A 21,931-nucleotide genomic window follows, 5' to 3' on the forward strand; every position below is an offset into this window, starting at 1 on the left:
TAGTGGTTAGTCCTTAGCATTTCTAAAGACTAAGGACTAAAAACTGTGGACTAAGGACTAAAAAAATAAAGAAATGGAATTAACACGATTGATAGTAAAAGGTGGCGTTATTTCGCCGGGAGAGTTAAGAAACATTGTCAACCTGAGTTTAGAACAGGGGTTGAAAAATATTTCTTTTGGTTCCAGACAGGATATCATTTTTCCAAATGGTTTTGAATATTCTGAAACCGAAAATAACGGCAAACTGCACATTGTGTATCCCAATGAACAAAGCGGAAACAATATTGTTTCTTCTTATGTTTCGACCGATATTTTCAGAAACACACCCTGGCTTACGGGCAATAAATTTTTGTATGTATTGGAACAATTTAAAGAGCAGCCTGTTCTAAAAGTAAATATTACCGATCCTAAACAACAATTGGTTCCGCTATTTACAGGTCATATCAATTTTATCGCTTCGGAACACGAAGATTATTGGTATTTGTACATTCGATTGCCTAACTGGCAACGTATGGAAGTTTATCCGGTGTTGATTTACAGCTGGGATATTGCCAAAATTTACTACGAAATTGAGCGTCTGGTGAGCGAAGAATCGATGGGAATTGATATGATTTTCAATTTGGTTAGTGAAAATATTGATTCTAATAACCGAACCATTGACAAATCGTTAAATGTTCCTTTTTATCCATTTCCGTATTACGAAGGAATGAATCGTTTGGGAATTGACCAATATTGGTTAGGCTTATACTGGAGAAATAACCTCTACGATTTAGAATTTCTAAAAGAAATGTGCGATTTGTGTTTTGACTGCAAAATAGGAAAAATATGTATCACTCCATGGAAATCCTTTATTGTAAAAGGAATTCCAAAAGACCGAAAATTAGACTGGGAGAAATTCCTTGGAAAAAAAGGAATCAATGTGCGTCATTCGCTTTTAGAATTAAACTGGCACCTTCCTGTCGCAACCGATTGGTCTTTGAACCTGAAAACTTTTTTGGTGAGAACTCTGGATCAATTTGATATTAGTACCTACGGATTAACTTTCGGTATTTCCGAATACAATCGTGAAGGGCATTATTTTACTTCTATTGTCATTGAAAAAAACAAGTTGCCTAAAGATTTGGAATCCATCAAAATCAGAGACACCTATAATGTTTTGTATGCCAAACATTTCGACCCAAATACCCGGGAATATATTGTTCACACTCAGGATATTGACAAACTTGAATTGCCAAGTATTCTTATCGAATTGAGTAAAAAATACTTTAACGAATTAGGAAGCAACACAACAACTGACAATAATACGGCTGCAACTGTTAAAAAAGAAAATCCGGAATATGATGTTTATCAATGTTCCGAATGTTTGACGGTTTACAATCCGGAATTTGGTGATGCGGTACAAAATATCGCCAAAGGTGTTCTGTTTGAAGATTTACCTGATGATTATTGCTGTTCTTTGTGCGAAGCTCCAAAATCTAATTTTGTACTTTTAACATCCGAAAAACAAGATATTTAAAACCAAAACTATCCAAAATACAATTTATGAGTATCGAATACAAAACTGTTGATTCTTCTAAAATAACCATAACCGAATTAATGCTTCCATCGCATACGAATTTCAGTGGAAAAATTCACGGAGGTTATATTTTATCCTTAATGGATCAGATTGCTTTTGCCTGTGGTTCTAAATTTTCCGGAAATTATTGTGTAACAGCTTCGGTGGACACGGTAAACTTCCTAATGCCTGTTGAAGTGGGCGAATTGGTCACCATGAAAGCCAGCGTAAATTATGTAGGAAACAGCTCGATGATTATCGGAATTCGGGTAGAAGCCGAAAACATTCAAACCGGAGTGATTAAACATTGCAATTCGTCTTATTTTACAATGGTTGCCAAAGACAAACAGGGAAAAAATGTAGCCGTTCCGGGATTGATTTTAACCACGCTGAAAGAAGTAAGCCGTTTTCAAAATGCTTTGCGTCAAATTGCTTTGAAAAAAGAAAAAGAATACCAAAAAACCGTCGCAACCTTTGGTTCTATTGAAAACATTTTGAAATCAAAAGAATACAAAGTAAAAGTCGATTTTGAAAAATAGGAGTTGGATAGACCCGACCGATTTTTTAAATCGGCCGAATCTATAAACAACATCTAAAAACGTGAAAAGCACAGTGTAACGCTGTGCTTTTTGTATTTAGAAAAATGACAAATCTCTAAAAGAATTATATAAAAACTACCCCCCAATCGCAATCATAGAACGATTATCCTGGTTTAAAAGTGGGTTATCTACCGCTTCCGGAGTAGTCATTCCGGCTCTGACTTTTTTCTTGTTTCTAATAGCTGCCGCTATAATATTTTCCAACTTTTCACCATTTCGATAAGGAGTGAGTAAGTCGGTTTCTGAATTGGAAAACAGGCAATTTTTAATTTTCCCGTTTGCCGTAAGTCGAATTCTATTGCAGCCATCACAAAACGGATTGGTAATGGAACTAATAATTCCGAAACTGCCTAAATAATTTTTTATCTTAAATTCTCTGGCGGTGAAGTTTTTTTCGTCCTGCAATTTCTCCAAATTAGATTCTGAAAAATGAACAGAAACCTGATTTAAAATTTCCGTCTGAGAAACCATTTTGCTTCTGTCCCATTGGTTTCCGGCAAAAGGCATAAATTCGATAAAACGAATCGAAACCGGCAAATATTCAGTTAATTTGATAAAATCAATAATTTCATTATCGTTAAATCCTTTAATCAAAACCACATTTACTTTGACCTTAAAATCATTATTTAGCAGTAAATGCAAATTATCGATTACTTTTTCAAACTGATTGCGAAGCGTAATTGTGTTGAATTTAGAAGGAACTAAAGTATCCAGACTCAAATTGATTTTTTTGACGTTAAATTGTTTTAAAACATCAAGATGTCTGTCGATCAAAATTCCGTTTGTGGTTATGGAAATCTCTGTTTCCAATTGCGCTAATTTTTCTATAATTTCCGGGAAATCTTTACGTAGCAACGGTTCGCCACCAGTCAGTCTTATTTTGTTAACACCATGTTGCACAAATGTTTGGGCGATAGCAAAAACCTCATCGGCAGTCATTAAATCCTTTTTAGGAGATAATGCAATTCCTTCAGCAGGCATGCAATAAGTACAACGCAAATTGCATTTTTCAATCAAGGAAATACGCAAATAATTGTGTTTTCGACCAAAATCATCTGTCAATATGGGGTTATTTTGTGTCATGATTTTTTCCTTTTAGGATGTGAAAAACATGTAAAACATGTGGAAAAACAGCATCCATAGATTCCTTCGCGCCATTAGCCGAACCCGGCAAAGCCATCACCAAACTGTCTCCGATTGTTCCCACCACCGAACGCGAAAGCATTGCATACGGCATTCTGTCCTGCCCATAATTACGAATCGCTTCTTCAATACCCGGGATTCTATTTTCTAACAAAGGTTCCAAAGCTTCCGGTGTTACATCTCTTGGTGAAAGCCCGGTTCCTCCGGTAAAAATCACCAATTGATTATCCTGAGAATATTTTTTAGTTCTGTCCTGGATAAAATCAACTTCATCAGGAATGATTTCGTAATGCGAAGTTTCTACTCCGTAAGATTCTAGTTTTTCTACAATAATTTTCCCCGAACGATCTTCTTTTTCTCCTGCAAAAATAGAATCGGAACAAACAAAAACAGCTGCTTTTAAAACATCACGGAATCGGTTTTTATAAGACGATTTTCCACCTTTTTTCTCTACTAATTTAATAGTTGCTATTTCGATGTTTTTATCAATCGGTTTCAGCATATCATACATCGTCAACGCCACAATTGAGGCTCCGTGCATGGCCTCTACCTCTACTCCTGTTTTGTAAACGGTTTTCACCGTAAACAAAATATCAATCGTTAAATCCTTGATTTCATAAGCCACCGCCGTATATTCTATTGGCAGTGGATGACAATCCGGAATAGATAAATGCGTATTTTTTACAGCAAACAAACCCGCTGTTTTTGCCATTTCGAGGACATTCCCTTTGGGAACTAAATTTTTCTCAATAGCTTCAATGGTTTCCGGCAAACTTACTTTTACTGTTGCCATCGCAGTTGCCGAACGTAAGGTATTTATTTTATGGGTGATATCAACCATGTCTTATTTATTTTGCTTCCAAATGAAGTCTTCGTTTTCAAAAATTTCTTTACCAAAGATAGGCACTTCGGTTTTAATCCAGTTCACAATTGTTTCGGTCGCTTCATAAACTTGTGTACGATGTCCGGCAGAAACAAAAACAAACAAACAGATTTCGCCAGCTTTTACAACACCCAAACTGTGATAAATATGCATACAAACCAAATCAAATTGGGCAAAAGCTCTTTCTCTGATGACACTTAAAGCTTCATTAGCCATTTCTTCATAAGCAGTATATTCAATGGCTTTTACCACATTTTCCTCATGAACATCGGCGCGAACCTGTCCCAGAAAAATATTATGCGCACCAATGGTATGTTTCCCCTGATGTTTCGCAATCGAATCGGCTATGAATTCAGGAGAAATTGCTCCTTCTATGAAAACTTTTTTACTCATTTTTTTATATTTAACCGCAGATTCGCAGATTTTTAAACAATATTATTGGTAAATTTTAAATTGAAATAGCATTATTGGCTATAGCTTCTTCTAATTTTAAAGCACCACCTGCAATGCTTTGTACTTTTTGGAAAGCATATTTTTTAAGTAGCTCAACCGCTGCTTTACTTCGAATTCCTGATTGGCAATAAATTAATATCGTTTTATTTGAATCTAATTTTTCTAAATTCATTTCCAAATCAGCAAGTGGAATTTGGAGTTGATTTGGTAAACTAATTTTAGGAAGTTCGGTCGCATTGCGTACATCCAGAAAAGTAACTTCTTTATTTTCTATTTGTTCCAAAGCTTCACTAGCTGTTATTTCTAAAGTTGTATTTTCAGCAACATCGTATTTTTTTTCGAAATCCAATCGGCTAAATGGAGTAGTATTGCTTTTAACCAACTCAAATTTTTGTTGGTCATTCGTCAGCATATTATAAATCAACAATTCGCCAGAAAGTACATTTCCAATTCCAAGAATCATTTTCAATACTTCATTGGCCTGAAACATCCCTATGATTCCCACCGAAATCCCCATTACTCCGGCATCTACACAATTTTTACTGTTGGAACTTTCATCCGGAAAAAGACAACGATACGTTGGGCCATTTTGATAATTAAATACTGAAACCTGCCCCTGGAATTTATAAATAGAACCATAAACAAAAGGTTTATTGGTTAACTGACAGGCATCATTAATCAAATATTTGGTAGGCAAATTGTCGGTAGCATCGACCATAATGTCATAATATTCGAATAATTCAATGGCATTTTTAGCATTTAAAGTATCCGCTATCGCATTAATTTGAATAGTTGGATTCAAAGATTCCGCCATTGCTTTAGCTTCTAAAGCTTTGGATTTTCCTATCGCTTCACTTTTATAAATGACCTGACGTTGCAAATTGGTAATTTCGATAGCATCATTGTCAATAATACCTATTTCACCAATTCCGGCCGCTGCCAGATACGGTAAAATAGCCGCACCCAAACCACCAGCACCAATGATTAAAACTTTAGCCTGAGTTAATTTTTCCTGACCTTTTTCGCCAACTTCAGAAAGTATAATTTGTCGATTGTATCGCATTATTGCTACTAATTAGAAATTTGTATTCAACCTCCGGCAAACGGAGGCAAAAGTGCCACAACATCATTAGTCATCAACATATAACTGTTTTTGTCCTGCACCATTTTTTGATTGACTGCGATGCTATAAGAAAGCGAAGCCAAATCGTATTTTTGTTCTAATTCATCTACCAATTCCTGCAACGATAAATTAGCAAAAGGAATATTTTCTCCCTGAATATTTGTCTTCTCGGCTACTGCACCAAAATATTTTACACTTAACATTATTCTGTAACATTTAGATTTTGAAAAATAAACTCGTCATCACTATAAGCCGCTTTGGTAAAAACGGATAATTCAGAAGTGTGATTCACTACCTCACCTATCACGATAATTGCCGGAGAAGACAATTGATGCTCGGCAACCAGTTTACTAATACTGCTAACTTTACCAATCACTTTTTTCTGAGTGTCTTTAGTTCCGTTTTGAATAATAGCAACCGGCAAATCATCAGTTCGGTTATTTTGATAAATGGCTACAATTTCATCCAGTTTATGCATTCCCATTAAAATCACAACCGTAGCCGAAGATTGCGCCGCCAAACTCACATCTGTCGATAATTTATGAGCCGAAGTGGTTCCGGTAATAACCCAAAAACTTTCTGAAATTCCTCTTTGCGTTAAACTAATTCCATTAGAAGCCGGAACTCCTAACGAAGAAGATATTCCCGGTACAATTGCAGTTAACAAACCGTGTTTTTGAGCAAATTCAATTTCTTCACTTCCTCTGCCAAAAACAAAGGGATCTCCTCCTTTTAATCTCACTACATGACCGTATTTTTGAGCCATTACTACAATTAACTCATTAATTTGATCCTGAGTATAAGCATGACAACCAAAACGTTTCCCTACAAAAACAATTTCTGCTCCTGCAGCCGCATATTGCAATAAATCCTCATTCACCAGTGCATCATAAAGCACTACATCTGCATCGCCCAGCGCTTTAATGGCTTTAATGGTAATTAGCTCTGCATCACCAGGCCCCGCTCCTACTATTGTCAATCTTGCTGTGTTTGCCTTTTTCATAATCTTCAATTTTGGGTGTTCAATTCCTTTAATTCGGCAGGAGAATTTACATTTCTAAATTGCCCGCTTCTCTCATCTGCCACTTCTATTAGCTGATGTTTTACTTTTTCCAGCAAACGCATCATTTTTAAATCATTATCTTCAATAGACTTTTGCAAAACCGGAACTATTCTTTTCGAATAAATTCCAATCAAAGGGTGAATTTTATTGGTATCTGAAAAAACAGAAACTTCAAATTCTACCTGATGTTTTGCTATCAATTCCTGTAAAATTTCCGTTGAAATCAGCGGAATATCACAACTTAATATCAAATTCATTTCAGATTCCGAATGAACCAAAGCTGAATAAATTCCGCCAACAGGTCCTTTATCTAATTCAATATCTTTTATTTTTTTATACGACAAATAATCATAATCAGAAGTATTTGTCACTAATTGTATATCCTCACTAATAGGCAAAACCGCTGCAATAATATGCTCTATAAATGGCTTTCCCTGAAAAAGCACCAATCCTTTTTCCGACTGCATTCGGCTGCTTTTGCCTCCGCATAAAATTGAGATGGTTACTTTTTTCATTTTTTTTAATTAAAAGGCAAAACTACCACTTTCTCATTCGCCTTAACATGAGCAATATCATGTGGTATGACAATTAAACCATTTGCAATCGAAAAAGTATTCAGCATCGCCGAACTCTGACTCTCTAAAACCGTTACTTTTTCCTCATCATACAAGGCTTTTAAAAATAAGGTTTTCCCGGATGTATTACTAAAATCGGTATTAATTTTTCGTTTAATTTCCTGCAAATGTATCGCTTCAAATCCCATCATTTTTTTCAATGCAGGCAAAGCATACACATAAAAACATGTCAACGACGAAGCCGGATTTCCCGGTAAAGCAAAAACGATTTTGTTTTCTTTTCGACCAAAGAACAAAGGCTTTCCGGGTTTTTGATTGATTTTATAAAACAACTCCGTTACGCTGTTTTTCAACAAAGCCTCTCTCACATAATCATAATCTCCTACCGAAATTCCGCCGGAAACCAACAATACATCATAATTTTCCAAACAGCTCTCGATAACTATTTTAGTCTTTTTCAAACTGTCTTTTACTTTAAATACCGCTGTTTTCTTAATGCCGATAGTTTTCAAAGCAGCTTCCAGCATCACTGAGTTACTTTCGTAAATTTTTCCTTTTGGTAATTTTTTTCCAGCTGAAACCAATTCGTTTCCGGTAACCAAAATAGCTACTTTTGGTTTTTCGTAAACCTTAATTTTGGTTATTCCCAAACTACTCAAATAACCAATAGCCGCAGCTGTAATTACAATATTGGCATCCAAAACCAATTCGCCTTTTTTAATTTGCTCTCCCTTCGCTCTCACATTTGCGTAAGCGACCGGCATTTTGTCTATTTGCAACAAATTATCGGTAATTCTTGTATACTCCTGCATCACCACCGTATCTACATCATCAGGAACAAAAGCACCGGTAAAAATGCGAACCGCTTGATTTTCTTCAATTTTTTCATCTAAAAAATCTCCCGCCTGAGCCGTTTTTACCACTTCAAACTGATTCAAACCACTATGCGTAAAAGCATATCCATCCATCGCCGACTGGCGGAAAGGAGGCATATTTATAGGAGAATAAACAGCTTCTGCCAAAACAAATCCCAGTGATTTACTCACTTTGATTTTTGAGATTGGCATTTTGCAACTATTCTCAGCTATTATCTTTAAAGCATCGGCTACCTGAATCATAAAACTTAAATTTTAAAAACTAAGTATTAATACTTAGCAAATATACGTAATTTTATTTAGTGCCACTAAAAAAAGAGTTTCTAAAGCGGCGAAATACAGCATTGGAAATTAATTAGCCATAAATTGCGAAAAAAATAATCTTTAATTCGTTTTAATGTTAAATCTACAATCCAAACTTAGCAGAATTGTTATAAAATTCTAACAATTGAGGCAAAAAATCATTCGAAAGGCAGAATTAATGAAGAGGTAATTTGTTCCAAAACCTCAAAAGCAGCCTCAGCCATTTTATTTCCTTTGGTATCTAAAAGCGGATTGATTTCGCAAACTTCGACACAAACTACTTTTCGCGAAGCAATAATCTGATTAATAATGGCTATAATTTCATATTGATCAAAACCTTTGGAAACCGGCGTTCCGGTACCGTTAGAAATCAAATCACAATCCATAGAATCCACATCAAAAGACACATAAATCATATCACAATGAATTAACTGTGCCAGGGCTCTTTCTACACAATTCTCCAAACCTTTGTAACGCACTTCCTCCACTTTGAAATTCTTAATACCTAATTCGGCTATTTGAATATCTTCGGCTTCCTCAGTATCGCGAACTCCAAAATAAATCAAATGTTCCGGATCTAATTTAGCGCCTTCAATCCCGATATTTTTAAGTTCTTCCCAATGTTGCTGCGTTTCCTGAATAACCTCATTTATCTTACATTTGCGATTATCAAATCCCAAAGCCGCCGCCAATGGCATTCCGTGGATATTTCCGGAAGGAGATGTATAAGGAGAATGCAAATCGGCATGGGCATCAATCCAAATTACTCCTAAAGTTTTATCCGGATACTCTGCTTTGATTCCGCTTATAGTTCCTAATGCTGATGAATGATCACCTGACAGAACAATTGGAAAAAAATGAGCTTCCAAATTGCGTTTTACGGCATAAGAAACCCGTGTACATTGCTCTAAAACAAATTCAATTCTTTTGGCAAATGTATTTTGAGTCTTATCATAAATGGTCTCATTATGAGTTTTGACATCTTCAAAAGTATATTGATTAAAATAATCGCTTCCTCCATTAATCGCAGCAATCTCCAAGGCATCAATGCCTAAATCAGAACCACGTGCGCGACCTCCTATATCAGAGCGGTTTTTTATCAATTTAATAAGCCGTTCCATAAAAATTATTTAAAATCGTTTAGTGCTTTTTCAATAATAGAAAGACAATCCTGAATTTGCTCTTCGGTGATTACTAATGGCGGCGCTAAACGGATTTTGTTTCCATGAGTAGGCTTAGCCAATAAACCGTAATCCCTGAATTTCAGACAAATTTCCCATGCTAATTCCGATTCTTCATCACAATCAATCACGATAGCATTCAATAATCCTTTTCCTCTCACAATAGTTACCAAAGGATTTTTGGCTGCAATATCACTTAGTCCTTTTCGTAAAAGCACTCCTAAACGTTCCGCGTTTTCGGCTAATTTTTCATTTTTTATCACTTCTAAGGCCGCCACAGCAACAGCTGCTGCTACCGGATTTCCCCCAAAAGTAGAACCGTGTTGTCCCGGTTTAATAACATCCATAATAGAATTATTAGCTAAAACCGCCGAAACCGGATATACTCCGCCTGAAAGTGCTTTCCCTAAAATTAATATATCCGGCTGTACATTTTCATGATGCACCGCCAATAATTTTCCGGTACGGGCAATTCCCGTTTGTACCTCATCAGCAATAAATAAAACATTATGTTTTTCACATAAAGCTTTGGCTTTCGCCAAATAACCTTCGCTCGGCACATAAACTCCGGCTTCTCCCTGAATAGGTTCTACTAAAAATCCGGCGATATTTTTAGACGATTCCAATGCTTTTTCCAAAGCTTCGATATTGTCATATTCAATTTTAATAAATCCATCAGTGAACGGGCCAAAACTTTTTCGCGCCGTTTCATCATTTGAAAACGAAATAATCGTAGTCGTTCTTCCGTGAAAATTATTTTCACAAACAATAATCTGCGCCTGATTTTCGGCAATTCCTTTTACTTCATACGCCCATTTTCGGCATAATTTCAAGGCGGTTTCAACGGCTTCCGCACCAGTATTCATTGGCAAAACCTTATCAAAACCAAAATAATTCGTCACATATTCTTCATAAACGCCCAATTGGTCGTTATAAAAAGCACGGGAAGTCAAAGTCAACTTTTGAGCCTGTTGCACCATTGCCCCCACAATTTCAGGATGACAATGTCCTTGATTCACAGCCGAATATGCCGATAAAAAATCATAATATTTTTTTCCGTCCACATCCCAAACAAATACTCCTTCTCCTTTTTCAAGAACTACCGGCAACGGATGATAATTGTGAGCACCATAATTATTTTCTTTATTGATTAAAGCTTCTGACTTTGACGATAGCATTTGTTGTATTTGTTCCATGATATTTATATTAATTCTAATATTACAAAATTACGTATATTTTATTGCCTTTCAAAACCTTAATAAGTTACTCAAAAAGTAAACAAACCCGCCGTTTTTCAAAGTTTTTGTATAATTCCGAGCAAAGTTTTTTTCGGCTTCAAAAAATCAATTTTTTATTAGATTAATTTTCAGATATTTGTATTTATGCCTTATCTAACTTCTAGTATTTACAGAATGAAAAAAATAATTTTACTCCTTGTTTTCAGCGGTATTGCATCCTGTCAGGGAACTAAAGATGTTGCAGCAAAAAACACATTAAATCCCACAAAATATATTAATTCCATCACTGCCGACGAACTCAAAACACATTTGTATATCGTAGCAAGTGATTCTATGGAAGGAAGAGAAACTGGTTCGGTGGGACAAAAAAGAGCCGGAAAATATCTTATTAGTCAATATCAAAAAGATAAAATTCCTTTTCCAAAAGGCGCGCAAAACTATTACCAGCACATTCCTTCGGCTTTTTTAAATAGTCGTAAAAATGAAAATCTACCGGATTCGGAAAACATTTGGGCATTTATTGAAGGTTCGGAAAAACCGGAGGAAATCATTGTTATTTCGGCACATTACGATCATGTGGGAACTAAAAACAATGCAGTTTTTTATGGCGCCGATGACGATGGCTCCGGAACTGTAGCCCTGCTCGAAATTGCTCAGGCATTCAAAATTGCTAAAAAAGAAGGTCATGGTCCCAAGCGTTCGGTTTTAATTCTTCATGTTACCGGAGAAGAACACGGTTTACACGGCTCTCGCTATTATACCGAAAATCCTTTGTTTCCCATAAAAAATACCGTTGCCGATATTAATATTGACATGATAGGACGCCGCGATGATTTCCATACTAATTCCAGCAATTATGTGTATTTAATTGGTGCCGACCGCCTTTCGAGCGAATTGGATGAAATTTGTAAAACAGTTAATGACAAATATGTCCATTTAGATTTAGATTACAAATACAATGCATTGAACGATCCTAATAATTTTTATCGTCGTTCCGATCATTATAATTTTGCGGCTTTAGGCATTCCTTCGGTTTTTATTTTTAACGGAACTCACGCTGATTACCACCGAAAAACCGACACTCCGGATAAAATTGAATATAATGCTTTAGCCAAAAGAACTCAACTGGCTTTTGCAATTGCCTGGGAATTAGCCAACCGAGAAAACCGAATTGTAGCGGATAAAAAGTAAACAACTTATTTTTATAAATAATAAAAATGGATAAAATGCATTATCTGCTTTTATCCATTTTTCATTTTTTATCTTTGTTCCAAACTTCTTATTTAAAAATCAAAAATGAAATTTAAAGCCGTACTATTTGACTTAGACGGAACCTTAGTCAATTCCTTAAAAGACATCGCCGATTCTATTAATAAAGTATTACAAGAAAACAACTTACCTACGCACAGTTACGAAGTAGTCAATAATTTTATTGGCAGCGGACTTCGGGTTTTGGTAACCAAAGCACTTCCGGAAAGCTATCGAAATGAAGAAAATATTGAAAACTATTTTCAGGCGATGATGAGCAACTACCGCGAAAACTGCACCAACAAAACTTATGCTTACGAAGGAATTCCGGAACTTTTAAAGGAATTAAAATCCAAAAATATAAAACTGGCTATTTTATCCAATAAAGCAGATGAATTGACCAAAAAAATTGGAGAAACTTTGTTTCCTAATTATTTCGAAATTGTGATGGGTTTGAAAAGTGAATTGACCAAAAAACCAAATCCAATTGCAGCGATAGAAATCAGTCAGGACTTGGGTTTTTCTCCTGAAGAATTCCTGTATGTTGGCGATTCCGGAATTGATATGCAAACCGCCCAAAATGCCAAAATGCATGCTGTAGGCGTACTTTGGGGCTATCGTCCAAAAGAAGAATTGCTTGCCGAAGGTGCACAATCTATCATCAGTCATCCTTCGGAACTAATGGCACTTTTAAACTAAGATTCAGACTAAAATTATGAAATACAAATGCATCATTTTTGACTGCGATGGCGTTTTGGTCGATAGCGAAGCGATTTCTATTGGTACTTTGGTTACTATGGCGGAAGCGCATGGTGCCAAAATTGACCTCAATTATGCCCATCAGTTGTTTTTAGGAAAATCACTCGAATTTTGTTTTGATTATATTGCCGAAACTGCTAATAAAAAATTACCGGAAACTTTTGAAGAAGAGTTCAGAGAACGCACTTTTGAAGCTTTTAAAAACGAACTGCAACCCATAAAAGGAATTCACGAATTACTGGCTAAAATAAAAGTTCCAATTGGCGTAGCTTCCAATGGTCCTGCCGATAAAATAAAACTCAATCTAACCACCACAAAATTGATTGATAAATTTAACGGAAATATCTTTAGTGCTTACGATATTAACAGCTGGAAACCCAATCCCGAATTGTATCTTCATGCTGCTAAAACCATGGGATTTGAAGTAAAAGACTGTGTAATTATCGAAGACAGTCCTGCCGGAGTTCAGGCGGCTCTAAGGGGTGGTTTTGATGTTTTTGGTTTTACGAATCATGCGAATTTAGATGCCTTACAGCAAATGAATATTCCGCTTTTTGACGATATGAAAAACTTAGAATTACTTTTAAAATAAAACACCTAAAAATGACAACACATTTGGCTCTTCTTCGCGGTATCAACGTTTCCGGACACAACATGATGAAAATGGATGCCTTGCAAAAAATGCTCGAAAACATGGGGTTTATTAATGTGAAAACCTACATCCAAACCGGAAATGTTTTTGTTACCACCGAAGAAGAAAATCCGGCTGCTGTGGGTTTCAAAATCAAGCAGGAAATTTTCAAAACTTTTGGTCATGATGTGCCTATTGTGGTAATTAATAAAGATGATTTAACAGCCTGCCAGCAAAACAATCCTTTTTTGAAAGAAAAAAATGTGGATACCAAAAAACTATATGTTGCCTTCGTTTCGATGGAATTACACAAAGACCGCATTCACGACCTTAAAATGAGCGCTGTAAAACCGGATGAAGTACATATTGACCAAAACCGGATTTTTATTAAATATGCTGTTTCGGCTGGAAAAACAAGATTAGACCAAAAATACATTGAGAAAAAACTCAATCTTACTGCTACAATACGAAACTGGAATACGGTAACCCATTTACTAAAAATGTATGAAGAAACCGAATGAAAAAATATTTTTGACTACGAATTTAGTATAATTTTATTCTTAAAAATAAGAATCTTTCAAAAAGCAGTGCTGCAATTTCTAAATCCATAAAAGTGACTCAAACTAAGTAATTCAATCTTTTAAAAATACGTATTAATACTTATTTTTAATTACATTTGTTCTAATTAAAACCGAGTTCAACTCATCAATACCAAGAACAAATGAGAGGAATTACCACAGAATGTACGAACTGCATCAACACCAATTGCTTTATCAAAAAGCATCTGCATCTGGAAAAAATGCAGGATTTTGTACTGGAAAAAACCAACTATACCTGCAAAAAGGGGCAACAATTCATGATTGAAGGAGCGCCTATTCAAGGTTTATATTTTATTCAAAAAGGTAAAGCTAAAGTACTTAAAACAGGAATTTACGGCAAAGAACAAATTGTTCGTCTTTGTAGTGATGGAGATACCATTGGTTTTAGAGGATTTGGAACCAGTAATCGCTACCTGATTGCCGCTTCAGCAATTGAAGATACTGTTTTGTGTAATTTCAGTAACGATGTCATGTATTCTATTCTAAAATCAATTCCTGAATTCACCTATGACATGATGCTTTTTTATGCAGAAGAATTGAACAAAAGCGAAAACAGAGTGAAAAAAATTGCTCAAATGAATGTTCGCGAAAGAGTCATTGATATTTTGCTTTATTTACTTAAAAAATTCGGCCACACTAATAGTTTACTCAACATCAATCTTTCCCGAAAAGAAATCGCCGATTTTGCCGGAACGACTGACGAACAGGTTACCCGAATTCTTTCGAGCCTTAAAAAAGAAGGCATTATCAAAATTGTCAATAAAAAAATTGGTTTAATACAAGTTGATAAATTAAATGCTGAAATTATTGAGCACAAATAAATCAGGACAAGCTTTTTAAAATTGCTTTTCGTTTTATTTTTCCGCTTTCGGTAACTTCAAAATTAGGCACAAAAAAGACCGCTTTGGGTTTTTCGTATTTATCTAATGTTTCAAAAATAGTTTCGGCTAATTCCTTTTTTTCGCCTTCGATAACTAAAACTAACTTTTCTCCTAAAACCGCATCCGGAATTCCGCCGACAAAAAAACGTTCGTTAATGAACGGACTTAATTTTTCTTCAATTTTTTCAGGAATTAATTTGACTCCGCCACTGTTTACCACATTGTCAATGCGTCCCAAAAGCACAAACTGATCTTCATTGATAATTTTGACCAAATCGTTAGTAAACAAACGTTCGTCACTAACCAAAGGAGCATCAATAACCAAACATTCTCTCTCATCCTGCGAAATATTCACATGTGGCAAAACCGAAAAAGCTTCCACTCCAATTTTTCTGGCGGCAATATGCGTGATAGTTTCGGTCATGCCGTAAGTTTCATAAACTTTGGTTTTAATTCCCTGAAGTTTTTGCTCTAAGGTACTATCCGTTTTAGCACCGCCTATGATTAGTTTTTTTACTTTATAGAATTCTTTTAAGGAATTTTGAACCTGTAAAGGCACCATCGCTACAAAATCATATTCTTTGTTCAGCTGAGCCAATGGATTCGAATTAGGTGCGACAACATCAATGGCTAAGCCCAGAATAAAACTTCTAACCAACATCATTTTTCCGGCAATAAACTGAATTGGCAAACAACACAAAGCGGTATCTCCTGGTTTTAATTCAAAAAAATCGCCTGTTGCCAAAGCCGAATTCACCAATGCCTGTTTGTTTTTCCTTATGATTTTAGGAGTCCCCGTCGTTCCTGAAGTTTGTAAATCAATAAAAGATCTGTCATCAAACCAATCCAATAAAAATTCACCCATGGCTTTTTCGTGCGCATCTCCTTCTTTTATCAAATAATAAGCCGCTACCCGCAAGCCAATACTGTCAAAATGAGTACCATTTAATTTAAAAAAATTGTGAATGTTTTTATAAGTCACTTTTCTCATGAGTTAATTATTAAAATGGATTGTTCCTGTTAATTTTTCTTTCCAATTACTCCAGTTGTATTTTCTACTAAAGATAAATAAAAGCAAAGGGTAAACCAATACTACCGGCATAATAATATCATATCCCGCCTGTGGTTCGGACACATCTTTAAAAACAGAATGTGTTTGAAAAGCCGACCAATCCGATGTTAGCAACAAAGCTCCAATAAGATTATTCGCAGCATGAAAACCCAACGCCAGTTCCATTCCTTCATCCATCAGCGTAACAATTCCCAAAAACAATCCCGTCCCTATATAATACACAAAAATGATATTCCCTATTTTTGAAACTTCCGGATTAAAAAAATGCATCCCGCCAAAAATCAACGAAGTCATCAATAACGGAAACCATTTATTTTTTGCCAAATTTCCAAAACCCTGCATCAAATAACCCCTGAAAACATATTCTTCGGTACTGGTTTGCACGGGAACCAAAAACACAGCAATAATAAATAAAATAGCAAAAGGAACGGGTTTAAAATCCAAAACATACAATTCGGGATTTAGAAAATGATACACCAAAGTTGAGCCAATGGTAAAAACAGCCCAAAGTCCGAAAGAAAACCAAATTCGGCTCCAATCGACTTTTTCTCTGGAAGTAGTCACCGAAAGCAATGTTTGATTATGCAAATACTTCACCACAAAATAAATTCCTGCAAAAGCAAAAACAAAAGAAATCAATAATAAAAATAAGGTCAGATTAGCTTCTAAAAAATGCATCATTCCGTCATTTGTTGTCGGATAAGCTTCTCCTGTTGCAAATGTTTTCCAAATAACCGCAACTAACAAAGGGAGTTGCCCGATAAACGACATTAAAATAATTAATCCTGAACCCAGTAAATATTTCCAAAATTTATTCTCCGAACGAATGCCTTGCTCTATAAACATTTATTTATGATTTAAAATAGTACTAATTCACTTTCAAAAGCTATTTTTGCTTCTTCGAAAATAACTTTTTTATCCAAAATTTAAAAATAGAATTCATGATAGAAGTATATCACAATCCAAGATGTGGAAAATCAAGAAACTGTCTGGCTTTTTTAGACAATCAAAATCAGGAATACAACATCACTAAATATTTAGAAGAAGCTCCCAGCACTGAAACACTGAAGGCTTTATTAGAAAAATTACAAATCAAAGCAATTGATTTGGTACGCCAAAAAGAGAAAATTTGGATTGAAAATTATAAAAATCAGGAAATGACCGATGAAGCGGTTATTCAGGCGATGGTTTTACACCCTATTTTAATCGAAAGACCTATTATAATCAAAGGGAACAAAGCAATTATAGCCCGTGAAATGGACAAAATCGAAACTTTCTTTAAAGAGAGCTAAAATTTTTAACAGTTTTTTAATAAAACTGGTTTAAACCAAATTGCTTTTTTAGACTCCAAATACAAAACAATAATAAAAATTTAAAAAATGCGACAAACCTTAAAATTAATTTTAGGGCTCAGCTTCTTTTTTTCTTTTTGGACAACTTATGCTAAAATAGAAAAACCTATCGCTGATCCTGTAAAAGAAAAAGTGAAAATCTCGGGGACTGTTATCGAAAAAACGACTAAACAACCGCTTGAATATGCCACAGTAACTATTACAGATACGAAAAATCCGAAAGCTATAACCGGCGGAATTACCAATGCGAAAGGAAATTTTGCCATTGAAGTCGCTCCTGGAATTTACAATATTAAAATTGAATTTATCTCTTTTAAAGCAGTAGAATTCAACCAACGCAATCTGCAAAAAAATCTTGATTTAGGAACAATTTCGTTGATTGAAGATGCTGCGCAATTGAACGAAGTTGTGGTTCGTGCCGAAAAATCAACGGTTGAAATCAAGCTGGACAAAAAAGTATACAACGTGGGTCAGGACATGATTGTAAAAGGTGGAACGGTAAGTGATGTTTTAGAAAACGTTCCTTCGGTAACAGTTGACGTAGAAGGAAATGTAAGCTTACGTGGCAACGAAAACGTGCGTATTTTTATTGACGGACGTCCTTCAAACTCTTTAAATATGGCTGAAGCTTTAAAACAAATTCCTGCCGATGCTATCGATAAAGTGGAAGTAATTACCAACCCTTCTGCCCGCTATGATGCTGAAGGTGGTGCCGGAATCCTGAATATTATTTTGAAAAAAGGAAAAAATTTAGGTTTCAACGGAAGCTTCATTGCTTCTACCGGTATTCCTGAAACTTACGGTTTGAGTGCCAATTTGAATTACAAAACCGAAAAATTAAACTTTTTTACTTCAACCGGATACGATTACAGAACCAGTGAAGGAAGAGGTTTAACGCATTCTACTTTGTTTGACGATAATAAAAATATTATTGGGTATACCAATGAGGACAAAGACACTGATCGTCTTAGAAAAGGAATTTCATCTAAAACCGGTATGGAATGGACTATTGCTCCAAATACTTACTGGACTAACTCTATCAGTTACCGTGACAACCGCGGTACAAATAACGATTTAGTATATTACAATTCATTTGATGTTGATAAAAATTTTATTTCTAAACGCTACCGTTTAAGCAATGGAGATGACAATTCAAAAGATATCGAATTGGCCTCCAATTTTCTTAAAAACTTCAATGATAAAGGACATAAATTAACCGTTGATTTCTCATATTCAAATAACAAAGACAATGAAAATTCTGCTATTACTGATGAAACACTCAACAGTGGAAATCCGGCTTCAATAGATCAAACTCTAAATAACAAAACTCAAGACCAATTTCAAGTGCAAACAGATTATGTTTTACCCTTTGAAAATGGCAGTCAGTTTGAAGCAGGATATAAAGGAAACTTTAATGATCTGGACAATGTTTACAGTGTAACCACTGATGATTCCGGAAATCCTATCGAGGGATATCTTTCAAATACTTTAGAATATAAAGAGCGAATTAATGCTTTGTATGCGCAATATGGTTTTAAATTAAATAAATTTTCCTATTTATTTGGTTTACGTTGGGAAGACACTAAAATCAACGTAAACTTATTAGATACTCAGGATTTCAACACCAAAAAATACAACAACTTTTTCCCGAGTGCCTTTATAAACTATGAGATCTCAGATGAAAGTAGTATTTCATTAAGCTACAGCAAACGTTTGTCCAGACCAAGAGGACGTTTTTTAAACCCGGCAACTAATTATTCCAGCAACATCAATTTGTTCAGAGGGAATCCGGATTTGAATCCTTCTTTTACCGATAAATTTGATATTGGCTATTTAAAAAAATGGAATAAGGTTACTTTCAGTACTTCGATGTATTTTGAAAATACTAAAAATGTATTCTCTTTTGTCAGAACTGAAACTGGTGATTTTGTGGGTAACAACCCTGTTGTTTTAAGCAGTCCGATTAACTTAGCCAAAGAGCAACAATTTGGTTTTGAATTTACCTTAAACTACAATCCGTTTAAAATATGGAAAATCAACAGTAGTTTTAACTTATCCAATTCTAAAACTACAGGAAGTTATACTTATACAAATGTAAATGATGATGAAATCACGCAAGACTTAAACAACGAAACTTTCGCCTGGTTTTCACGAATCAACTCCCGTTTGACACTTCCGGCTAAAATTGACTGGCAGTTAACCGGAATGTATTTTAGTCCCAGAACAACTGCTCAGGGAAAAAACTTAGGTAATTATGTAGTGAATATGGCTTTCAGTAAAGATATCTTAAAAGACAAAGCCACTCTTGCACTAAACGTAAGCGACTTGTTTAATTCCAGAAGAATGAAATCGGAAACAAACTTAACCAGCGTAATGTCTTACAGTGAATTTCAATGGAGAAAACGACAAATTAATCTTTCCTTCACTTACCGTCTGAACATGAAGAAAACAGACAAAGACAAAAACATGCCTCGAAACAACGGTGGTGATGACAACGGTGGAGGTGAATTCCCAGGATAATTTATAAAAATCGAAAAATTAAAAAATCCAAATTCCAATTGTAAAAGTTGGAGTTTGGATTTTTTTGTAAATTAACTTTTTAAGAATAAAAAAAGGATTCGTTTTAGCGAATCCTTTTTTATTAAACCTCCGTTATAGAGATTCCTGTTTTTTTGCTCTCTTTTCTTTTATTCTTTCCCAAGTAGCACCACCTACCCAATAAGATAGGAAGCTCACTAAGAAGAACATTAACCAAAATCCCATTGTAAGGATGGTTAAGAAAAGTAAAAAGCCTAAATACTGTGAAAATTCAAACATGTTTTCCGGAATTTTGAATGTAGCCACAAATGTAACAGTTAATTTTTTTCTTAGCAATAAAAACGACTGTCAATTTTCATAAAAATACATTTATGCGTACATTTAAACAGCATTTTGTTAATTAAAAAAGATTTCAATTCGTCTTTGCGTTAAAAACAGCCAACTTTTATTCAAAAATCATGAAATACCGAATCGAAAAAGACACCCTGGGCGAAGTTCAGGTTCCTGCCGATAAATATTGGGGTGCACAAACCGAACGTTCCCGAAACAATTTCAAAATTGGACCATCGGCTTCAATGCCTATGGAAATTATTATGGGTTTTGCTTATTTAAAAAAATCCGCTGCCTTTACCAATTGTGATTTAGGCGTTTTATCTTCTGAAAAATGCGATGCCATTGCCGCTGTTTGTGACGAAATTTTAGAAAGAAAACTAGATGATCAGTTTCCTTTGGTGATTTGGCAAACCGGTTCCGGAACCCAAAGCAATATGAATGTCAATGAAGTGATTGCCAACAGAGCTCAGCTTTTAAAAGGATTAGAAATTGGCACAGGCGAATCTTTTCTGAAAGCCAATGACGATGTCAACAAATCGCAGTCTTCCAATGATACTTTTCCAACGGCTATGCATATTGCTGCTTATAAAGTACTATCTGAAAATACAATTCCAAATATTGAAAAACTGAGAGACACCTTAAATAACAAATCTAATGCCTTTCAAAAAGTCGTAAAAATAGGCCGAACTCATTTAATGGATGCCACTCCACTAACGCTCGGACAGGAACTTTCCGGCTATGTTGCCCAACTCAACCACGGCTTAAAAGCCTTAAAAAATACTTTGTCCCATTTATCCGAATTGGCCTTAGGCGGTACAGCCGTAGGAACCGGACTAAACACTCCGAAAGGTTATGATGTAAAAGTAGCTGAATATATTGCACAGTTTACGAAACTACCTTTTGTTACCGCCAAAAATAAATTTGAAGCCTTAGCGTCGCACGATGCCATTGTGGAATCGCATGGCGCACTGAAACAATTAGCGATTTCTTTGAACAAAATTGCCAATGATATCCGAATGCTGGCTTCGGGACCACGCTCGGGAATTGGGGAAATTCTCATTCCGGAAAACGAACCTGGTTCTTCCATTATGCCCGGAAAAGTAAACCCAACCCAATGCGAAGCCTTAACAATGGTTTGCGCTCAGGTAATGGGAAATGATGTTGCTATTTCCGTAGGAGGCATGCAGGGACATTATGAACTAAATGTTTTCAAACCCATGATGGCGGCCAACTTCCTGCAATCGGCAGAATTATTAGGAGACGCCTGTACTTCATTTGACAAGCATTGTGCTCAGGGAATTGAACCGAATTACAAACGCATCAAAGAATTAGTCGATAATTCGTTAATGTTAGTTACGGCTTTGAATACTAAAATAGGCTACTATAAAGCCGCCGAAATAGCACAAACCGCACACAAAAACGGAACGACTCTTAAAGAAGAAGCCGTTCGTTTGGGTTATGTAACTCCGGAGGAATTTGATGACTGGGTGAAACCGGAAGATATGGTATAGAAAAAGTTATGAGTTA

At 35.4% G+C, this 21,931-nt stretch carries 23 protein-coding genes; 10 read left to right on the plus strand and 13 right to left on the minus strand.

Going from position 1 to position 21,931, the window contains the following annotated elements; genetic code table 11:
* The first annotated feature begins 73 nt into the window (after positions 1–73).
* Together B6A10_RS09845 and B6A10_RS09850 are read left to right on the plus strand one after the other, a co-directional pair.
* Positions 74–1,516 carry a rubredoxin gene (locus B6A10_RS09845; protein WP_188220753.1) on the plus strand — a complete coding sequence of 481 codons (1,443 nt, stop codon included), beginning with the start codon at positions 74–76 and terminating at the stop codon, positions 1,514–1,516.
* 26 nt (positions 1,517–1,542) lie between these two features.
* Complete coding sequence (locus B6A10_RS09850; protein WP_055092363.1) at positions 1,543–2,094, plus strand: acyl-CoA thioesterase; 552 nt, start codon at positions 1,543–1,545, stop codon at positions 2,092–2,094.
* Positions 2,095–2,229: 135 nt separating this feature from the next.
* On the opposite strand, the gene moaA is transcribed toward B6A10_RS09850, so the two are convergent.
* The 10 genes from moaA to rocD form a co-directional block, all read right to left on the minus strand.
* A complete protein-coding gene (gene moaA, locus B6A10_RS09855; protein WP_188220754.1) occupies positions 2,230–3,237 on the minus strand; it encodes a GTP 3',8-cyclase MoaA in 1,008 nt (335 codons plus the stop codon).
* Positions 3,224–4,138: a bifunctional molybdenum cofactor biosynthesis protein MoaC/MoaB gene (moaCB, locus tag B6A10_RS09860; RefSeq protein ID WP_188220755.1), complete on the minus strand. Its 915-nt coding sequence runs from the start codon at positions 4,136–4,138 to the stop codon at positions 3,224–3,226. The genes moaA and moaCB overlap by 14 nt, the downstream gene beginning before the upstream one ends.
* 3 nt (positions 4,139–4,141) lie before the next feature.
* Positions 4,142–4,573, minus strand: a complete 432-nt coding sequence (locus tag B6A10_RS09865; protein ID WP_055092369.1) for a molybdenum cofactor biosynthesis protein MoaE — start codon at positions 4,571–4,573, stop codon at positions 4,142–4,144.
* Between the two features lie 55 nt (positions 4,574–4,628).
* The gene (locus tag B6A10_RS09870) at positions 4,629–5,696 is read right to left on the minus strand and encodes a HesA/MoeB/ThiF family protein (protein ID WP_188220756.1); all 1,068 of its coding nucleotides are present in this window, start codon (positions 5,694–5,696) and stop codon (positions 4,629–4,631) included.
* Between the two features lie 26 nt (positions 5,697–5,722).
* Positions 5,723–5,959 (minus strand): MoaD/ThiS family protein, encoded by a 237-nt coding sequence (locus B6A10_RS09875; RefSeq protein WP_055092373.1) that lies wholly within the window; start codon positions 5,957–5,959, stop codon positions 5,723–5,725.
* Complete coding sequence (cobA, locus tag B6A10_RS09880) at positions 5,959–6,759, minus strand: uroporphyrinogen-III C-methyltransferase (RefSeq protein WP_055092375.1); 801 nt, start codon at positions 6,757–6,759, stop codon at positions 5,959–5,961. Before cobA ends, B6A10_RS09875 begins: the two co-directional genes overlap by 1 nt.
* Positions 6,760–6,764: 5 nt before the next feature.
* Complete coding sequence (locus B6A10_RS09885; protein ID WP_188220757.1) at positions 6,765–7,334, minus strand: molybdenum cofactor guanylyltransferase; 570 nt, start codon at positions 7,332–7,334, stop codon at positions 6,765–6,767.
* 5 nt (positions 7,335–7,339) lie between these two features.
* Entirely contained in the window at positions 7,340–8,512 is a 1,173-nt protein-coding gene (locus tag B6A10_RS09890) for a molybdopterin molybdotransferase MoeA (RefSeq protein ID WP_188220758.1), read from the minus strand.
* Between the two features lie 218 nt (positions 8,513–8,730).
* Positions 8,731–9,693 (minus strand): arginase, encoded by a 963-nt coding sequence (locus B6A10_RS09895; protein WP_188220759.1) that lies wholly within the window; start codon positions 9,691–9,693, stop codon positions 8,731–8,733.
* 5 nt (positions 9,694–9,698) lie between these two features.
* The gene (gene rocD / locus B6A10_RS09900; RefSeq protein WP_317172026.1) at positions 9,699–10,949 is read right to left on the minus strand and encodes an ornithine--oxo-acid transaminase; all 1,251 of its coding nucleotides are present in this window, start codon (positions 10,947–10,949) and stop codon (positions 9,699–9,701) included.
* A gap of 216 nt (positions 10,950–11,165) precedes the next feature.
* On the opposite strand from rocD, the gene B6A10_RS09905 reads away from it, so the two are divergent.
* From B6A10_RS09905 to B6A10_RS09925, 5 genes are all read left to right on the plus strand, one after another.
* Complete coding sequence (locus tag B6A10_RS09905) at positions 11,166–12,182, plus strand: M28 family peptidase (protein WP_188220760.1); 1,017 nt, start codon at positions 11,166–11,168, stop codon at positions 12,180–12,182.
* A 105-nt stretch (positions 12,183–12,287) separates the two neighbouring features.
* Positions 12,288–12,938, plus strand: coding sequence for an HAD family hydrolase (locus tag B6A10_RS09910; protein ID WP_188220761.1), 651 nt, complete (start codon positions 12,288–12,290; stop codon positions 12,936–12,938).
* A gap of 16 nt (positions 12,939–12,954) precedes the next feature.
* Positions 12,955–13,590 (plus strand): HAD family hydrolase, encoded by a 636-nt coding sequence (locus B6A10_RS09915; protein WP_188220762.1) that lies wholly within the window; start codon positions 12,955–12,957, stop codon positions 13,588–13,590.
* 11 nt (positions 13,591–13,601) lie between these two features.
* On the plus strand, positions 13,602–14,150 hold the full coding sequence (locus tag B6A10_RS09920; protein WP_055092394.1) for a DUF1697 domain-containing protein: 549 nt from the start codon (positions 13,602–13,604) through the stop codon (positions 14,148–14,150).
* 200 nt (positions 14,151–14,350) lie between these two features.
* Positions 14,351–15,049 (plus strand): Crp/Fnr family transcriptional regulator, encoded by a 699-nt coding sequence (locus tag B6A10_RS09925; protein ID WP_055092396.1) that lies wholly within the window; start codon positions 14,351–14,353, stop codon positions 15,047–15,049.
* 1 nt (position 15,050) lies between these two features.
* On the opposite strand, the gene B6A10_RS09930 is transcribed toward B6A10_RS09925, so the two are convergent.
* Together B6A10_RS09930 and B6A10_RS09935 are read right to left on the minus strand one after the other, a co-directional pair.
* Positions 15,051–16,100: an AMP-binding protein gene (locus B6A10_RS09930; RefSeq protein ID WP_188220763.1), complete on the minus strand. Its 1,050-nt coding sequence runs from the start codon at positions 16,098–16,100 to the stop codon at positions 15,051–15,053.
* Between the two features lie 3 nt (positions 16,101–16,103).
* Positions 16,104–17,027 carry a CPBP family intramembrane glutamic endopeptidase gene (locus B6A10_RS09935; protein WP_188220764.1) on the minus strand — a complete coding sequence of 308 codons (924 nt, stop codon included), beginning with the start codon at positions 17,025–17,027 and terminating at the stop codon, positions 16,104–16,106.
* A gap of 95 nt (positions 17,028–17,122) precedes the next feature.
* Between B6A10_RS09935 and arsC the strand changes: the two genes are divergently transcribed.
* Positions 17,123–17,473 carry an arsenate reductase (glutaredoxin) gene (arsC, locus tag B6A10_RS09940; protein ID WP_188220765.1) on the plus strand — a complete coding sequence of 117 codons (351 nt, stop codon included), beginning with the start codon at positions 17,123–17,125 and terminating at the stop codon, positions 17,471–17,473.
* Positions 17,474–17,560: 87 nt separating this feature from the next.
* Positions 17,561–20,053, plus strand: a complete 2,493-nt coding sequence (locus B6A10_RS09945) for an outer membrane beta-barrel family protein (RefSeq protein ID WP_188220766.1) — start codon at positions 17,561–17,563, stop codon at positions 20,051–20,053.
* Positions 20,054–20,185: 132 nt separating this feature from the next.
* Here the strand turns inward: B6A10_RS09945 and B6A10_RS09950 are convergent, their stop codons facing one another.
* The gene (locus B6A10_RS09950) at positions 20,186–20,377 is read right to left on the minus strand and encodes a hypothetical protein (RefSeq protein WP_188220804.1); all 192 of its coding nucleotides are present in this window, start codon (positions 20,375–20,377) and stop codon (positions 20,186–20,188) included.
* 152 nt (positions 20,378–20,529) lie between these two features.
* On the opposite strand from B6A10_RS09950, the gene fumC reads away from it, so the two are divergent.
* Complete coding sequence (gene fumC, locus B6A10_RS09955) at positions 20,530–21,915, plus strand: class II fumarate hydratase (RefSeq protein ID WP_188220767.1); 1,386 nt, start codon at positions 20,530–20,532, stop codon at positions 21,913–21,915.
* The last annotated feature ends 16 nt before the right edge of the window (positions 21,916–21,931 follow it).

It is taken from the genome of Flavobacterium pokkalii (genome assembly GCF_014596575.1).
Taxonomy (GTDB): domain Bacteria; phylum Bacteroidota; class Bacteroidia; order Flavobacteriales; family Flavobacteriaceae; genus Flavobacterium; species Flavobacterium pokkalii.

Bases quoted from the DNA above. Each gene is read 5' to 3' on its own strand.
- B6A10_RS09845 (WP_188220753.1), top strand. From the start codon at position 74: ATGGAATTAACACGATTGATAGTAAAAGGTGGCGTTATTTCGCCGGGA.
- B6A10_RS09850 (WP_055092363.1), top strand. From the start codon at position 1,543: ATGAGTATCGAATACAAAACTGTTGATTCTTCTAAAATAACCATAACC.
- moaA (WP_188220754.1), bottom strand. From the start codon at position 3,237: ATGACACAAAATAACCCCATATTGACAGATGATTTTGGTCGAAAACAC.
- moaCB (WP_188220755.1), bottom strand. From the start codon at position 4,138: ATGGTTGATATCACCCATAAAATAAATACCTTACGTTCGGCAACTGCG.
- B6A10_RS09865 (WP_055092369.1), bottom strand. From the start codon at position 4,573: ATGAGTAAAAAAGTTTTCATAGAAGGAGCAATTTCTCCTGAATTCATA.
- B6A10_RS09870 (WP_188220756.1), bottom strand. From the start codon at position 5,696: ATGCGATACAATCGACAAATTATACTTTCTGAAGTTGGCGAAAAAGGT.
- B6A10_RS09875 (WP_055092373.1), bottom strand. From the start codon at position 5,959: ATGTTAAGTGTAAAATATTTTGGTGCAGTAGCCGAGAAGACAAATATT.
- cobA (WP_055092375.1), bottom strand. From the start codon at position 6,759: ATGAAAAAGGCAAACACAGCAAGATTGACAATAGTAGGAGCGGGGCCT.
- B6A10_RS09885 (WP_188220757.1), bottom strand. From the start codon at position 7,334: ATGAAAAAAGTAACCATCTCAATTTTATGCGGAGGCAAAAGCAGCCGA.
- B6A10_RS09890 (WP_188220758.1), bottom strand. From the start codon at position 8,512: ATGATTCAGGTAGCCGATGCTTTAAAGATAATAGCTGAGAATAGTTGC.
- B6A10_RS09895 (WP_188220759.1), bottom strand. From the start codon at position 9,693: ATGGAACGGCTTATTAAATTGATAAAAAACCGCTCTGATATAGGAGGT.
- rocD (WP_317172026.1), bottom strand. From the start codon at position 10,949: ATGGAACAAATACAACAAATGCTATCGTCAAAGTCAGAAGCTTTAATC.
- B6A10_RS09905 (WP_188220760.1), top strand. From the start codon at position 11,166: ATGAAAAAAATAATTTTACTCCTTGTTTTCAGCGGTATTGCATCCTGT.
- B6A10_RS09910 (WP_188220761.1), top strand. From the start codon at position 12,288: ATGAAATTTAAAGCCGTACTATTTGACTTAGACGGAACCTTAGTCAAT.
- B6A10_RS09915 (WP_188220762.1), top strand. From the start codon at position 12,955: ATGAAATACAAATGCATCATTTTTGACTGCGATGGCGTTTTGGTCGAT.
- B6A10_RS09920 (WP_055092394.1), top strand. From the start codon at position 13,602: ATGACAACACATTTGGCTCTTCTTCGCGGTATCAACGTTTCCGGACAC.
- B6A10_RS09925 (WP_055092396.1), top strand. From the start codon at position 14,351: ATGAGAGGAATTACCACAGAATGTACGAACTGCATCAACACCAATTGC.
- B6A10_RS09930 (WP_188220763.1), bottom strand. From the start codon at position 16,100: ATGAGAAAAGTGACTTATAAAAACATTCACAATTTTTTTAAATTAAAT.
- B6A10_RS09935 (WP_188220764.1), bottom strand. From the start codon at position 17,027: ATGTTTATAGAGCAAGGCATTCGTTCGGAGAATAAATTTTGGAAATAT.
- arsC (WP_188220765.1), top strand. From the start codon at position 17,123: ATGATAGAAGTATATCACAATCCAAGATGTGGAAAATCAAGAAACTGT.
- B6A10_RS09945 (WP_188220766.1), top strand. From the start codon at position 17,561: ATGCGACAAACCTTAAAATTAATTTTAGGGCTCAGCTTCTTTTTTTCT.
- fumC (WP_188220767.1), top strand. From the start codon at position 20,530: ATGAAATACCGAATCGAAAAAGACACCCTGGGCGAAGTTCAGGTTCCT.